The following is a 15,096-nucleotide window of genomic DNA, read 5'->3' as shown; positions in this document are numbered from 1 at the left end:
CCGTGTCGGCGACCATGCGGCGTCAGCTCGCGGACCGCCGACATCATCGCCGCTCACGCCGACGGGCGTAGGGGGTCGAGCCTGAACGGCAGGTCGGCGGTGATCCGTGTGCCCTGGCTGAGCGGACTGTCGACGGACAGGGAACCCCCGAGCGCCTCGACGCGGTCCCGAAGGCCCAGCAGCCCCCATCCACGCGGGTCAGCGCCGCCGGCGCCGTCGTCGCGTATGGCCAAGTGCAGAGTCTCATCGCGGTGCTCGACCCACACCTCGATCAGCGTGGCTGCCGAGTGTTTGACCGCGTTGGCCAGTGCCTCCGAGACGACGAAGTAGACCGCCGCCTCGATCGGCTCGGCCGGCCGCTCGTTGAGGGCGAGTTTCAGGTCGACCGCGATCGCTGAGCGCCGGGCCAGGGCCCTCAAGGCCGCGCTCAGACCGCCCTGGGCAAGCGCGGCCGGGTGAATGCCGCGCGCCAGCTCCCGCAGTTCGTCGACCGCGGCGGCGAGACCGGCGGCCACGGTCGAGAGGTCGTCGCGCAGATCGCCGAGCGACGCGGGCAGGGAGGACTGGACCGATCGCACGGCCAGCGCGAGCGAAACCAAGCGCTGCTGGGCGCCGTCGTGCAGGTTTCGCTCGATGGTGCGCCGAGCCTCGTCGGCTGCGGCAACGATGCGCCGCCGCGAGGCCGCCAGCTCGGAGCGGCTCTCCGAGTTGGCGATGGCCGTGGTGAACAGGTCGGCGAACCTGGTCAACCGTTGCTCGGTGTCCGGCGGCAGCTGATCCCGGTCGCTCACCGTCATGACGCCCCACAGGCGCCCTTCCACGATGATCGGACTCGCCACCGTCGAGACGATGCCCGGCCGGTGGATCTCCGCCCTGTTCGGGCCCGCTGTCGGCACCAGGTCGGCCGCCTCGACCCGAACCGACTGCCTTGTCCGCTGCACCGCGGCCGCAGCGGGGGTCTCCTTGATCGGCCAGCGGCTTCCGGTCGGAACGGCGATCTCGCTCGACTTACCCACAAGGACGACCTCGGACAGATCATGTTCGAATCGCATGACGGCGCTCATCGCGGCGAACGTCCCCGCGAGCTCGTCGGTGATCGCGTTGAGCAGAGCCTCCGGATCTGTGCCCTTGGCCACCAGCGTCGCGATGCGGCGCAAGCTCGCCTGCTCCTCGCCGTATCTGCGGACCTGCTCATGAGCTTGAGTATTGGCGACCGCGGTCGCGGCCAAGTCGGTGAAGGTTGCCAGCCGCTGCTCGGTGTCCGCCGCGAAGGACTCGTTACGGCGGGTGGCGATGAGCAGCAAGCCCCAGATGCGCCTTTCGACGAGAATCGGCGCGGCGATCGCGGACTTCCAACCCTCGCGCTTGGCAATCTCGGCTGGGTCGCCGGTGGCATCGTCGTAGTTCGACAGCCTGGCCGGTCGGCCGGTGCGGGCCACGATGCTCATGGCATTGTGACCGCCGAGCGTGACTCGAGTGCCGACCGGTAGGCCGTCGGCGTAGGTGCTCCAGCTACCGAGCACCAGCACGGTCCCGTCGCCGTTGCAGCAGGCCACCATGGAGATGTCACTGCCCAGCAACGTGCCGGCTTCGCCGGCTACGGCGGCGAAGACCTCGCCGGGCGCGGCGTCGTGCGCCACCAGCATCGCGACTCGGTGCAGCGCCGCCTGCTCCTCGGCGAGGCGGGCCAGCGCGTGCCGCGACTCGGCGTCGGCGATCGCCGTCGCCATCAAGCTGGTGAACTGCTTCAGCGAAGTCTCGGCGTACGGCGGCAATGCCTGGCCCGGGGCGGCAGCGACGGCAAGGCTGCCCCACAGCCCACCCTCGGCGAAGACCGGGATGGCCAATGTGGTGGCGTCGGCCGACGTCACCGGCCGGCCGCTCCGGGCCATCGTGGCAAGGAGTTCCTCACCCAGCGGGGAGCTGGACGAACCCGAGTGGCCCACGACGGTCGCGCTCTGGTCGTCAGTGAAGCGAGACAGCCGTGCTTCGGCCGCGTCGAGCAGGCTCCCGGCCTCCTCCGCGATGACATCGAACAACGCCGAGCGTGGTGGCTCCTGGGCCACCAGGGTGGCGATCCGCTGGATGGCGGCCTGCTCTCGCTCGGCTCGGCGCCGATCGGTGACGTCCCGGCCGATACCGTACATCTCCTTCCGGTCGGGGAACGGCGTGATCGTCCACTCGATGAGGCGGAATGACCCGTCCTTATGCCGCATACGGCATTCGAACGTGAATGACGGTGTGGTTTCGGCGGCGCGCTGCCGGGCGTGCCTGACCTGTTCACGATCGTCCGGGTGGACGAATTCGAGGTATGGACGGGCCAGGGCCTCGGCCTGTGAATAGCCGAGGATGGTCAGCACTGCGGGGCTGGCCCGCTTCCAGTAGCCGTCGTGGCCGGCCAGCGTCACCATGGTGGGCGAGAGCTGGACGAAGCGTTCGTACTCGTGGAGTCTCCGCCGCCCCGTCCATCGCCACCGCAGTCGATCTCGCAGCCTCCAGGTCACAGCCTTATGTACGCAGCCGCACTCGCTCGGTTCAGATGGCGTCGTGGTGCGTCTTCTCACAACCCGGAGCCGGCTCTTCCTCCTCCGGCGGCCGAGGTGCACAGCCCGTGGCGCACGGCTGACCTACCGGCTGGCAGGAATGCGCCGCCGGGCCGCGACTGGCACCCTTGATCGGGTGACCCTGCGCTGCCTGCTCGTCGACGACAATTGGCAATTCCTGCTCGCAGCCCGTGACCTGCTGCAACGCGAGGGCCTGACCGTCGTGGGCACGGCCGAGAACATCGCCGGCGCCGTCGAGCGGACCGCCGAGCTACACCCCGATGTGGCGCTGGTCGACATCAACCTGGTCGGCGAGAGCGGCTTCGACCTGGCCGCGCGGCTGGCACCGACCCCGGTGATCATGATCTCCACCCATTCCGGCGAGGACTTCGCCGACCTCATCGCGGCCAGCCCGGCAATCGGTTTCCTCTCGAAGATCGATCTGTCCGCGCGTGCGGTCCACGACCTCGTCGAGGCCATTGACAAAACCGATCTGGTGGGACGCCGCCGCGAGCAGGACGAGCTCGACGCGCTGCTGGGCGCGATTCGCTCCGGGCAGAGCCGCGCGCTGGTGCTGCGCGGCCCGTCCGGCAGCGGCAAGACCGCGCTGCTGGAGTTTCTGATCGGCCGGGCCGGCGCGACCCGCGTGCTGCGCGCGGCCGGCGTCGAGTCTGAATCGGAGATCGCCTACTCAACGCTGTTGCAGCTCTGCGTGCCGCTGCTCGGCCACCTCGACCGGCTCGCGGCCCATCAGCGCGAGGCCCTGAGCACGGCCTTCGGGCTGGCCGCGGGCCCGCCGCCGGAGCGGCTGCTGGTCGGCGTGGCGGTGCTCGGACTGCTCGCCGAGGCGGCGGCCGACCAGCCGCTGCTGTGCGTGGTCGACGACGTCCAGTGGATCGACCGGGCGTCCGCGGTGACGCTCGGCTTCGTGGCCCGCCGGCTGTCGGGCGAGTCGGTCGGAATGGTGCTCGCGGCCCGCGATGCCACCGGCTTCGAGAGCATCCCTGAGCTGCCGATCGAGGGCCTGGCCGAGCCGGACGCCCGGGCACTGCTCGACTCGGTGCTGATCGGGCCGGTCGATCCCCGCGTCCGCGACCGGATCATCGCCGAGACCCACGGCAACCCCCTCGCCATCCTCGAGCTGCCGCGCGGGATGACCCCGGCCGAGTTGGCCTTCGGCTTCGGCGGCTACAGCGGGGCGCCGCTGGAGAACCGGGTCGAGGAGGGCTTCCGCCGGCGGATCGCGGCACTGCCGCCGGAGACTCGCACGGTCCTGCTGGCCGCCGCGGTCGAGCCGGTCGGCGACGCCCAGCTGCTCTGGCGGGCCCTCGACCGGCTCGGTGTCGGCGCCCACGCGGCCGTCCCGGCGCAGCAGGAGCGACTCCTCGAGCTCGGCACCTCGGTCCGGTTCCGGCACCCGCTCATCCGGGCCGCCGCCTGGCATTCCGGCGAGCCGGACGAGCTGCGCCGGGTCCACGCCGCCCTGGCCGAGGTGACCAACCCGGCCCAAGACCCCGACCGCCGGGCCTGGCACCGTGCCCACGCCGTGCTCGGGGAGGACGACGAGGTCGCAGCCGAGCTGGAGGGCTCGGCCGACCGGGCGCGGGCCCGCGGCGGCTGGTCGGCCGCCTCCGCCTTCCTCGAACGGGCCGCGTCGCTGACCACCGACCCGGCCCGGCGCGGGACCCTGCTCGTGTCGGCGGCAGATGCGGCGGCGTACGCCGGAGCGTACGACCGGGTGACCGGGCTCCTGTCGGCGGCCGAGATGGCGCCGCTCGACGGCCTGCGGCAGACGCTGGTCTCGCGGCTGCGGGCCCAGGTCGACTTCGCGCTACGCTCCAAGCGGGAGGCCTTCGCGCCGCTGCTGGCCGCGGCGCAACGGCTTGCGGCCGCCGATCCACAGGCCTCGCGGGACACGTTCCTGCTGGCCGTCACGGCCGCCATGTACACCGGCCGGTTCGGCGGCGACGACCTGCGCAAGGCCGCCCTGTCGGCCCGCGAGCTGGCCCCGGCCGGCGAGACGTTCCCCGATCTGCTGCTGGCCGGGCTCGTCTCCTGGGTGCTGGACGGGCGTACGCGATCCCTGCCGCTGCTGCACCGCGCGCTCGCCGTCGCCGACTCCCGCTTCATCTGGCTCACCTCGCTGGTCGGTTACGAGGTCTACCGACTCGACCTGGTCAAGCAGATGAGCGAGGCCGCGATCCGGGCCGCCGTCGGCAGCGGGGCGCTCTCGCTGCTGCCCAACGCGCTCGCGATCCGGGCCAACATCATGATCTACGCCGGCCGGCTGGGCGAGGCGGCCGGCATGATGGACGAGATCGACGAAGTCATCCAGGCCACCGGGGCGTCGGTCTACCAGTTCTCCCGGCTCGTCCTCGCGGCGTACAAAGGACCGGCCGAGACGGCAACCGCGCTGTTCGACGAACGCAAGCGCGAGGCGGCCACCAGCGGTGACGGCCGGCTGCACGCGGTGGCCTGCCACGCGCTCGCCATCCTCCACAACGGAACCGGCGACCACCGGGCGGCGCTGGCCGCGGCCGAGGAAGCCGTCGCCCACGGCGACTTCGCCCTCGGCAACTGGCCGCTGCACGAGCTCATCGAGGCGGCCGCCCTCGCCGGTCTCCCCGAGGTGGCCACCGCCGCCCGCGACCGGCTGGCCGCGATCACGGCGGAGACGCCGACCCCGCTGGCGCTGGGCATCCAGGCCCTCATGGACGCCCTGACGTTTCCCGCGCCGGCCGCCGAGAAGCACTACCGCACCGCGATCGAGCTGCTCTCCGGCCAGGATGTCAGCGCCACCGTCTGCCGGGCCCACCTGCTGTTCGGCTCGTACCTGCGTCGCGAGCACCGCTTCGACGAGGCCCGCGCCGAACTGCGCGCCGCCCACCACGCCTTCACCGCGATGGGCGCTCCCGGCTACGCCGAGCGGGCCGCCCGCGAGCTCGCCCTGATGGGCCAGGCCGTGGTCAAGAGGGAGCCCACTGGCCTACGGGAGCAACTGACCCGTCAGGAGGCGGCCGTCGCGCAGCTGGCCTCCACCGGCCGGACCAACGCGGAGATCGCCGCCCAGCTGTTCTTGAGCCCCCGCACCGTCGAATGGCACCTGCGCAAGGTCTTCGCCAAGGTGGGCATCACCTCCCGCCGCGACCTGCCCAAGGCCCTGCCCATCGGCGAGCAGTAGCGGATGCGGTAACCCCTCACGGCGGCGAGGGCGTGAACCGGGCCCGGCGGTGTGCTGGGAGCCTCCCCGCGGGGAGGCTAAGCGGCCCGGGCGCCTCGTGAGCGCCGGGCCGCCCAGCCGGTCAGCGCAGCCCGAAGGCTCGGGTGATCTCCTGCCGCACCGTGTTCCCCGCGTTGTCACGCGCGGAGACCCGCAGCGACACGAAGGCCGCCGACCGTGGCGCCTTCAGCGACCCGCCGGGGTGCCAGATGCGGCCGTCGTCGTACGAGACCTCGACCTGAGGCCGGCCGACCGTCGCCGTCACCCCCGGCAGTTGCCGCGGCGTCACCGTCACCTCGGCGTTGCGGGCGGCCCGGCCCGCCTCGTCCAGCGGGACGGCGTAGTCGAGCTGGATGAGCGGGAGGGTCGCCGAGCCGGCCGCGGACGTGAACGCCCACTCGGTACGGGTGTGCGTCGAGTACGTGGCCGCCCAGTCGCCCCGGTCGTTGTCGGCGACCACGCGGTACCGCTGCGGACCGGCGGGCAGCCCGTACGCGTTCATGTACTCGAAGTTGTCCTGGCCGACCACCTCGTCACCCAGGTAGAGCTCGGCGTAATTGGCCACGTCGAGGTTGTAGACGCTCTGCCCGATGTAGCCGGCGCCGTTCGCACCCCAGCCGGGCACCGGCACGTGCATGGCGTCCTGCTCACGTGTGGGCAGGAAGTCGGGCTGGCCCATCCGCGGGCGCAGGATCGGGCCGAACCAGGTCGTCTCGCCGGTGTGCCCCGCCCGGTAGGTGGACGGGTCGATGACCTTCTGGACCATCTCGCCGGGCAGGGTCGCCTCGTCGCGCCAGGCCGTGCCCGCGGTCACCCAGTCGGTGCGGGTGCCCTGGGCCGGGGCCGGGGTCGGGTTCATCCCGGTCCAGACGCCGCGCCACAGGTCGGTGCGGGACTCCAGGGCCTTGGCCGGCCGGTCGTGGCGGAAGGCGACGTTCACCCGGGCCAGGTCGGCCGATCCGGATCGGAACGCCGGATCGGCCGGCACCGCGCCGGTCCAGTGGTGCACGACGTCGTACAGGTAGGTGGTGCGCGGGTGGGAGGTGACCCTGATCGTCGTGGTCCGGCGCTGCGCGGCGGCGAGCAAGGCCTCGCCCTCGTCGGCGCCGAGGGTCGCCACGGTGACCGGGGCCGGCACGTCGGGGCCGAACCGGCTCTCGGCGGGCCACGGGTCGAGCCGGCCGGCGCCGTCGTTGACGACCAGGAGCACCTTGACGCCCGCCTTCGCGGCGACGGCGGCCTGCCCGGCGATGTCACCCGTGTTCCGGACGATGTGGGCCGCGCCCCGCTTCGGCGCCGTGCTCACCTGCAGCGTGTACCGGCCCTCCGGCAGCGCCGGCGTGGCCCGCTTGACCAGCACGTCGCGCCCGGCGACGGTCAGCGCCGGCTGCTCGAGCCGGGCGCGGGCGCCGAGCTCGAACTCGCCGTCGGTCACCTTGCGGCCGGTGGGCAGGGCCCAGACGCTGTCGTACGTCGCGTCGGGCAGCGAGCTGGTCTGCAGGAAGTTGCCCGGCCAGCCGCGGTAGAGGTCGATGCGCATCTCCGCCACGGTGGTTTCCTGCGGCACCTGCGCGGTCACCGGCCTGGCTTGCCGGGCGTCCAGCACCACGGTGCGGTCGCGGTCGAGTTTCACGTCGTTGAAGGCGAGCATCGCGAAGCCCTTGGAGCGCGGGCCGTGTGCGCCGCGGACGTCGATCTGCGAGAAGCCGGAATACGAGCTGACCGGCAGCCGCACGGTCGTCCGGCCCTCGGAGTCGAGTTCGAGGAAGCCGGAGGCGCCGGTCCGGTCGAGGTACTGCACGTAGCGGCCGGCGGCCGGCTTGCCGTCGCGGTCCTTCACGATCACGGTGAGGTCGTGGCGCTCGCCCTCCCGGCCGGCGCCGATGAGCGTGCGGGTGCGGACCACGCCCGAGGCGTCGGAGGCGACCAGCATGCCGTTGAGCTTGCTGTCGACCGGCACCAGCGGCGGCTTCACGGTCATCGTGGCGGTCGTCGTGCCCTTCGCGGGCACGGTGACCGTGTCCCGGTCGAGCGTGAACGTCCCGGCCGGGGCGTCGATGTCCAGGGCGAGCCGGAGGGTGACCGGCGCTTCGCCGTCGTTGCTGTAGGTGATCGTCTCGGTCTTGGTCGCCGGCTCGGTGCCCCAGGTGTAGAAGCCCGAGTACGCGGTGACGGTGGCGAAGACCGAGGTGTGCGCGGCGGCGTAGGCGTCGACCCGCCCGGCGCCGGCCTGGTACGGGGTGTAGTCCGGGGTGGCCTTGGCCGAGCCCACCAGCGCCTGCTTGATGCGCTGCCCGCTCCAGTCCGGGTGGGCGGCGGCGACCAGCGCTGCCGCGCCGGTGACGTGCGGCGTGGCCATCGAGGTGCCGCTCTGGGTGATGTACGAGCCCTCCCCCGGCGAGAACTGCGAGCGCGCGGCCAGGATGTCGACGCCGGGAGCGGTGATCTCCGGTTTGATGCCGGCGTCGACGTTGCGCGGCCCCTGGCTCGAGAAGCTCGCCAGGTGGTCGGACGCGTCGACGGCGCCGACGGTCAGCGCCGAGTCGGCGTTGCCGGGCGAGCCGATGGCGGCCGGGCCGCTGTTCCCGGCGGCGATCACGAACAGAGCGCCGGTCTCGGCGCTCAGCGTGTTCACGGCCGTGCTCACCGGGTCGGTGGCGTCGCCGCCCTGATAGCCGAGGCTCATGTTGATGACGCGGCTGTGCTGGTCGCGGGCCGCCCACTCCATACCGGCGATGATCCACGACTCCTGGCCGCTGTTGTTGCGGTCGAGCACCTTGCCGATGTGCAGCCGCGCACCGGGGGCGACGCCCCGCTCGGCACCGCCCGAGGCCGCGCCCGTCCCCGCGATCGTCGAGGCGACATGAGTGCCGTGCCCGAAGTAGTCGGTCACGTCCTCGTCGGGGACGAACGACGACGAGGACGTGACCTGTCCCGCGAAGTCCGGGTGCCCGGTGTCGAGGCCGCTGTCGAGGACGGCGACGTCGACGCCCTTGCCCTCGTCGCCCTCGGACCACAGCCGGGGAGCGCCGATCTGGGCGGTCGACTCGGCGAGGTCGCCGTGCATCTTGCCGTCGAGCCAGACGTGCTCGACGGGAGCGCCCGCACTGAGCTTGGCGGTAGCGTTGTCGCCGGTCAGGGCGTTCCAGAACGGCACGGCGGCGGCGCGGTCGCGGGTGACGGCGGCACCGTCGATGCTTTCCAGCACGTGAGTGACCGTCCCGCCGGCCGGCGCGGCTCGCTTGGCCCGGCTGGTGGCCCCCTCGGCGTACTTGATGATCAGGGGAAGGCGGCTGGTGCGGGCGTCGTCGTAGCCGTCGGCGATCAGGCCGCTGACGTCGAACAGCCGCTTGTCGAGAAGGCCCTTGGCCACGTACGGCAGGGCTTCGTCCGGATAGATGTAGGTGGACCCGTTCTCGGTGCGCCGGGTGTAGCCGACGGCGGCGCCTTGCGGGCCTTCGACCCGCAGGGTCGAGGCTCCCATCGTGACCCGATCGCCGGTGATCAGGGTGACGGTGCGGACGCTGTCCGGCGGGACAGGGCCGCCCTCGGCCGCGCCGGCCGGCGGCGCGAACGCCGAGGAGCCCAGGAGCGCGGCGGCGGCGAGGCCGGCCGCGACACGTCCCGGGCGCTGGTCACGGAGAGACAAAGCTCATGCCCTTCGATCAAACGATGATCGAGGATCATCACCACGAACCCGCCGCCTCCCGAAGATCAAAGAGGCGGCGGGAATGCGCCATGTCGCATCTCCGCCACGTTGCGAGGCCCGTCCGCTCAGCACATGATCGAATCGCCGAACACGGCAACGACCACCTCGGGAGACCTCAAACATCCGGCAAGGCCGGGCTATAGACCGATCGGCGTCCCGAGAAGGTCTACCAGCTTGAGGAGGACGTCATGAACAAGCGGTTCGAGACCCGACAGCTTCCTGCCACTGTGGATGCCGTTGCTCCCGACGGATCAGACGTGCGGCTGCTACTCGGCTTGGAGGCCGGTGGAATGGCTCATTTCCAGCTCCGGCCGTGGGCCACCTCAGTTCCCGTACGCCACCGTACCGTCGCCGAGATCTGGTACTTCGTCACCGGCCACGGCCAGATGTGGCGCAGGCAGGACCAGGCCGAAACGGTGGAGGACGTCAGCGCTGGGACGGCCGTCACCATCCCGGTCGGGACATCGTTCCAGTTCCGTTCGACGTCCGACGAGCCGCTGGCCGCGGTCGGCGTGACTATGCCGCCGTGGCCAGGCCCCGGCGAAGCGGAGATTCTTGACGAAGGTCGATGGCCACCGACCGTCGCACCCGGGCCGGCCTGAAGGTCATATGACCGCCAGGTAGCCCGCGCTGACCGCCGAGCAGGTACAGCAACCACGCGAGCACGAGGCCGAGCGGGTAGGGCGGCGCCGCTGCAACGCAGACCGCATCTGCACCGCCGGCTCGGCTTACGCATTCCGCCCGGCCTCGTCCAGGTGGCCTGATCGAGCGATGAGGCAACGCCGTTCCGAGGCGAAGATCAGTTGACGAGCACGATGCGCCCGGGCGCATGGCGTGACTCGCTCAGCTCGTGGGCCGCCGCCACCTCGTTCAGCGGAAAGGTCGCCGCGACCGGGATCCGCAGCCGACCGGACTCGGCCAGGCGGACCGCGTCAGCGAGCCCGTGCACCGCCAGCGGATCGGCGCCGCCGGCCACCGGCCGGCCGGACGGGCCGGCGGGAGCGCCGTGCGACATGTGCACCCCATGAGCGGCGGCGTCGAAGTCGGCGATCGTCACCACCCGTGCCGCGTCCCCGGCGACGGCGATCAGGTCGGGCAGCGCTCCCCCGGCACAGTCGACGACCGCGTCGATACCCTGCGGGGCGAGGTCACGGACGCGTGCGGGCAGTCCCGGACCGTACGTCGTCGGGACAACGCCGAACGACCGCAGGAAGTCATGGTTACGCTCGCTCGCCGTACCGACGACGACAGCACCGCGGGCGACAGCGAACTGCACGACGACGCTGCCGGTCGCCGCCGCGGCGCCGTGCACCAGAACGGTCTGACCCGCCCGAACGCCGAGACGATCCAGAACCCGGGTGGCCGTCTCGGCACTGGCGGCCGCGCCGCCCGCCTCCGCCCAACTCCACCGGGACGGCTTGCGCGCCCACGCACTCAACACCACATAGTCTGCGTTCGCGCCCCGCGCTTGCGTCGAAGCCATCCCGAACACCTCGTCACCGATCGACAAGCCGGTGACGCCCTCACCGATCTCGTCGACCACCCCGGCGGCGTCGAAACCGGTGCGGCGCGGCAACGCCACAGGCACCTTGTCGGCCAGCTTCCCCGACCGGATCCGCACCTCCCCGGTCGACAGCCCGGACGCCCGCACCGCGATGCGCACCTCGCCGGCCGCGGCGTGCGGCGCCTCGACCTCGACGACCCGCGCCACCGCCGGCGCCCCGAACTCCGAAATCACAACAGCTCGCATGGACCCGACCGTAACGAGACCACCCGCCCGGCGGCCTAAAGTGAGAGCAGTGACCGCCGAAGTAAGACAAGCACAACGCTCGGACGCCCGTCACAACCGAGAGCGCATCCTCACGGTCGCCCGCCTCGCGTTCGCCACCGGGGGCCTCGACCTGCCGATCCGCGAAATCGCACGCCGCGCCCGCATCGGCGCCGCCACGATCTACCGGCACTTCCCCTCCAAGGACGCCCTGATCGCTGCGGTCTTCGCCGAGCAGATGGCCCTGTGCTCCGACATCGTCCAACGAGGCCTGACACACCCCGACGCCTGGTCCGGATTCCGCATGGTCGTGCAGCAACTGATGGAAACCCACGCCCTCGACAACGGCCTCGCCCGCGCCTTCATCGCGCGACTCCCCCCGGAAGCCGGCTTCGCCGCGAACCGCGCGCAGACCCTCCGGATGCTCGCCGAACTCGCCGACCGCGCACGCAAGACCGGGGAGCTGCGCGCCGACTTCGTCCTCGAAGACTTGATCCTTGCCCTGATGGCCAACGAAGGGCTACAAGCCGGCCCACCCGCCCAGCGCCTGGCTGCCACCCGCCGCTTCGCCGCACTGATCCTTCAGTCCTTCCAAACCAGCCCCCTTCGCACACCCCTGCCGCCCGCGGTCCCCCTGCCCTTGCCCGCGATCTGAGACGCTCGCAGGCGCCTGAATCACCGAACAGGGGCCTGCTGCGCCCAGGTCGCCCGTAGAACACCGGGCCGCCGCCGTCGCACCTCCTGGCCGATCAGGAGATAGCCCGCGAGCCACTCGCCGACTCCGTAGGCCGTGGTCCGCTCGGGTCCGCCCCATTGTTCGCGGGTCATCGACCAGAACGGCGCCGCCCACGTGCTCGCCCCACTGGCCACCCCCGCCGAGCAGGCCCAGCCGGAGCCGGTGGCCGATTACCCGCCATGCGTCCCCCTTGACGCCACCGTCTGACTATGTCTAACTTAACGGCGTTAGGAGATCTAACAACGTTAGGCGCCGAGCGGCGTCAACTCAACGCAAGGGGACTCACATGCGCACGCGTACCTTCATCTCCGGCCTCACCGCCGCAGCGGCGATGGCGGCCTTCCTCGCCGGCACCGCAGCCTCCTCAGCGGCGTCCCCGAGAGAGCAGGCCGCGCAGACCGGGACGCAGCAGGCAGTTGACCGTCCACAGAAGAACGAGAAGAGGGATCAGGTGCCGGCGATCGGGCGGCGCTGGGCCGCCGCGTGGGTGACCACGGACACCCGCGACCTCGCTCGCCTCTACACCAGGGACGCGGTCTACACCGATCGCGCTCTCAACCTGGTGTTCCGCGGCCGAGAAGGGGTCACGGAGTGGGAGACCGGGTCCCACCAGCTCATCGACGATTTCGGGTTCGAGGTGACGGGCGGATTCGGCGGGCGTGACGAGGTGGTGGTCGAGGGGGTGTTCAGCGGCCACATCGTCGGCGCGCCTCGTCCGTTCGCGGTGCCGGCCGTGACCGTGCTGCGGTTGCGCGGCAATCTCATCGAGTCGAGCAATGACTACTACAACCGGGGTGAGATCTTGAGCGATTCCGGCCTGCCCGCGGACTGGACTCCCACCGGCAACTGATGCACGGCTTCGGCCCGGTTTCGTTCCGACGGAACCGGGCCGGAGCCGTTTCAGCGCCTACGCGTTGTCCGGTAGGTCGGCCCGCCAGCCGAGGAGCAACGTACGCAGCGCCTCCTGGGCGAGCCGCCGGGCACGCTCGTTACCGAGCGCGCCGAGCGAGGCCAAACCGTACAGCGTGCCCCAAATGATGTCGCAGGCCGCATCGAAATCGGCCAGGACCACATCGTGGGTGTCCGACCATTCGGTCAGCAGTTCTTTCAGGACACCGATGGCGGGGGCCGCCGCGCGCCGGCGCTCCTCCGCGTCGACGGCATCGCCGTTCATGACCTGATACAGGTGCGGATGCTCGCCGGCGAACCGAACGTACTCGGACGCGAGCTGCATCATGCGGCGGTCGATGTCGGGTTCCTCGGCGACCTGCTCCAGCTCGGCCATCATCAGACGGTGGCCGTGAGCGACCAGTTCCAGCACGAGTGCGTCCTTGTTGGCAAAGTGCTGATAGACGACGGGCGCGGTGTATTCGACGTCGGCGGCGATGCGCCGGATCGTCAGAGCCGAGGCGCCCTCACTCTCCAGGACGTGCAACGCGGCCCCGATGATCCGTTCGCGCGTGCTCGCGCGTTCACGTGCCCGCCTGGTGCCGGTCGGCACAGCTGTCACCTCACTTCGAGCCCGTTCCCCACGCCGAGCCGCGACGCCGCCACGGCACAGGTAGCTTAACAACGTTAGGAATCGACGGCCTCTGTGCGCCGCCGTGCCGTTGCGGGTGCATGGCCCCTTCACGCCCTCCGCGGCGCGCCTCGCTCCAGTCTTTCCACGGCTGCGATCAGGCCACCCTCCCCGTTCCGGCCGAGATGAGCGGATGTTCGTTCTGTCCGGCTCTGGTTCACCGACGTGCTGGGCATGCTCAGGAGCAGCTGCCCAAGACGGCCCGCTCGTCCATCGCCGGCCTCTTGATGCACGGCCGCGAAGACACCGCGTTCGGCGAGCCCCACTCGGCCCGCGTCGAGGTCCCCTACCCGGCCTTCAGTGAAAGAGAACAGGTGGCGCCGCAACTCAGGGACGGACTCCAGCTCACGCCGCAGCTTGTACGGATGAGCTGATCTCGCGGCCAGGAACGGTTGGGCAGCGAGCATGCTCCGGAGATCTCCGACCTGCCAATCCGCAGCTGCTCGATCATGTCCACCTCCGGCTCCTTCCTGTCGTCCGATCGGCCGCATCCGATTTCAGCGTGTCCACCCTTCCGCTGGGACGATGACCGGGTGAACCACTACTTCGCCGTCCTTGACGACCAGCACGACGTCGACGACCCGGTCACCGTGGTTCGGGTGGCCGAGGGCGCCGGACCGCACGGCGTCATGCGACTCAACGAGGACGCCGCCTGGTCCCAGACCGGCCTGCTCGACCGGATTCGGTCCGGCGAGCTTCCGTACCGGCTCCAGCCGATCACCGCCGAGGCGGCCGCCCGGATCCGGGAGCAGCGGGAGAAGACAATCGACTTCCGCTACTCCATCCTGGTGGCGGACGACGATCCGACGAACAAGCCGTCCGGCGTCCTGCGGGAATGGGACGCCTCCGACGGCCGCGGCTCATACGCCGAGACGTTCACCCGAGCCGGCGAGTGGGAGCACAGCACCGTACGGATGGACATCGAACGGGGCAGCAACATCGCCAACCGGATCGTCCCCGCCGACGAGGCCACCGTGCGCCGCTTCACCAGATCGCGGCGTCCCGCTTTCCGGCAAGGCCAGGCGCATCTCCCCGGCTGACCGGGTCCGTGGATCAGCGGTCGCGCCGGGGCAGGTTGGGGACAATCCATACAGCGTCGATGACGTCTCCGGCGCGTAGTTCGGCAACGGTGGCCCGCAAGTCACTGGTGGCCGGCCACACGCTGGTATCGAAGATCAGCTTCCAGCTGCGTTCAACCTGCCGGCGTACGGCCGGATCCGCCGTTGTCGCCCGCCGTCAGCCGGGATCCTGCACGTCGAGGCGGGCGTAGCAGGCGGCGACTTCTTCGTCGCTGGTTCCCGGGGTGAAGACCGGCCCGTTGTTGAGGGCATTGTGCCAGGACATGGACTCACTGATCAGCAGCCGCTCGCGGGAGATGCGGGCGGTGATCAGCACGCTGCCGGGCTCCCTCCGGGCGGCGTGGCGGACCTATCGAACGAGGGCGTAACGGGGGTTCCTCGCCCACAGCCAAACAGGCCAGGTGTCTCCAAGGCCGCGGCGCGCGGCGGCGGCGCGAATCCACGTCTAGTACTGCAACGGCG

At 71.1% G+C, this 15,096-nt stretch carries 10 protein-coding genes; 5 read left to right on the top strand and 5 right to left on the bottom strand.

What is annotated here, in order from left to right; translation table 11 throughout:
* Positions 1–53: 53 nt before the first annotated feature.
* Positions 54–2,504 carry a GAF domain-containing protein gene (locus Ade02nite_RS48480; RefSeq protein WP_275410007.1) on the bottom strand — a complete coding sequence of 817 codons (2,451 nt, stop codon included), beginning with the start codon at positions 2,502–2,504 and terminating at the stop codon, positions 54–56.
* A gap of 175 nt (positions 2,505–2,679) precedes the next feature.
* Here Ade02nite_RS48480 and Ade02nite_RS48475 point away from each other — a divergent pair, with 175 nt between their 5' ends.
* On the top strand, positions 2,680–5,724 hold the full coding sequence (locus Ade02nite_RS48475) for a helix-turn-helix transcriptional regulator (protein WP_239169630.1): 3,045 nt from the start codon (positions 2,680–2,682) through the stop codon (positions 5,722–5,724).
* A 121-nt stretch (positions 5,725–5,845) separates the two neighbouring features.
* On the opposite strand, the gene Ade02nite_RS48470 is transcribed toward Ade02nite_RS48475, so the two are convergent.
* Positions 5,846–9,412, bottom strand: coding sequence for a S8 family peptidase (locus Ade02nite_RS48470; RefSeq protein ID WP_203778230.1), 3,567 nt, complete (start codon positions 9,410–9,412; stop codon positions 5,846–5,848).
* A gap of 248 nt (positions 9,413–9,660) precedes the next feature.
* Here Ade02nite_RS48470 and Ade02nite_RS48465 point away from each other — a divergent pair, with 248 nt between their 5' ends.
* On the top strand, positions 9,661–10,074 hold the full coding sequence (locus Ade02nite_RS48465; RefSeq protein WP_203778229.1) for a cupin domain-containing protein: 414 nt from the start codon (positions 9,661–9,663) through the stop codon (positions 10,072–10,074).
* Positions 10,075–10,271: 197 nt separating this feature from the next.
* On the opposite strand, the gene Ade02nite_RS48460 is transcribed toward Ade02nite_RS48465, so the two are convergent.
* Positions 10,272–11,222: an NADP-dependent oxidoreductase gene (locus Ade02nite_RS48460; protein WP_203778228.1), complete on the bottom strand. Its 951-nt coding sequence runs from the start codon at positions 11,220–11,222 to the stop codon at positions 10,272–10,274.
* 49 nt (positions 11,223–11,271) lie between these two features.
* Here Ade02nite_RS48460 and Ade02nite_RS48455 point away from each other — a divergent pair, with 49 nt between their 5' ends.
* Together Ade02nite_RS48455 and Ade02nite_RS48450 are read left to right on the top strand one after the other, a co-directional pair.
* Positions 11,272–11,895 carry a TetR/AcrR family transcriptional regulator gene (locus Ade02nite_RS48455; RefSeq protein WP_239169629.1) on the top strand — a complete coding sequence of 208 codons (624 nt, stop codon included), beginning with the start codon at positions 11,272–11,274 and terminating at the stop codon, positions 11,893–11,895.
* 367 nt (positions 11,896–12,262) lie between these two features.
* Positions 12,263–12,826 (top strand): nuclear transport factor 2 family protein, encoded by a 564-nt coding sequence (locus tag Ade02nite_RS48450; RefSeq protein ID WP_203778226.1) that lies wholly within the window; start codon positions 12,263–12,265, stop codon positions 12,824–12,826.
* Positions 12,827–12,883: 57 nt separating this feature from the next.
* Here Ade02nite_RS48450 and Ade02nite_RS48445 read toward each other — a convergent pair whose 3' ends face one another.
* Positions 12,884–13,477: a TetR/AcrR family transcriptional regulator gene (locus Ade02nite_RS48445; RefSeq protein WP_203778225.1), complete on the bottom strand. Its 594-nt coding sequence runs from the start codon at positions 13,475–13,477 to the stop codon at positions 12,884–12,886.
* 611 nt (positions 13,478–14,088) lie between these two features.
* Here Ade02nite_RS48445 and Ade02nite_RS48440 point away from each other — a divergent pair.
* Positions 14,089–14,595, top strand: a complete 507-nt coding sequence (locus tag Ade02nite_RS48440) for a hypothetical protein (RefSeq protein ID WP_203778224.1) — start codon at positions 14,089–14,091, stop codon at positions 14,593–14,595.
* A 196-nt stretch (positions 14,596–14,791) separates the two neighbouring features.
* Here Ade02nite_RS48440 and Ade02nite_RS48435 read toward each other — a convergent pair whose 3' ends face one another.
* Entirely contained in the window at positions 14,792–14,950 is a 159-nt protein-coding gene (locus Ade02nite_RS48435) for a hypothetical protein (RefSeq protein WP_203778223.1), read from the bottom strand.
* Positions 14,951–15,096 lie beyond the last annotated feature (146 nt).

This window comes from Paractinoplanes deccanensis (assembly GCF_016862115.1).
GTDB lineage: Bacteria > Actinomycetota > Actinomycetes > Mycobacteriales > Micromonosporaceae > Actinoplanes > Actinoplanes deccanensis.
Note: the sequence above shows the minus strand (reverse complement) of the source record. Positions and strands in the feature narration are given on the sequence as shown.

Excerpts from the sequence above, each read along its gene's own strand:
- Ade02nite_RS48465 (WP_203778229.1), top strand. The coding sequence starts at position 9,661 with ATGAACAAGCGGTTCGAGACCCGACAGCTTCCTGCCACTGTGGATGCC.
- Ade02nite_RS48460 (WP_203778228.1), bottom strand. The coding sequence starts at position 11,222 with ATGCGAGCTGTTGTGATTTCGGAGTTCGGGGCGCCGGCGGTGGCGCGG.
- Ade02nite_RS48450 (WP_203778226.1), top strand. The coding sequence starts at position 12,263 with ATGCGCACGCGTACCTTCATCTCCGGCCTCACCGCCGCAGCGGCGATG.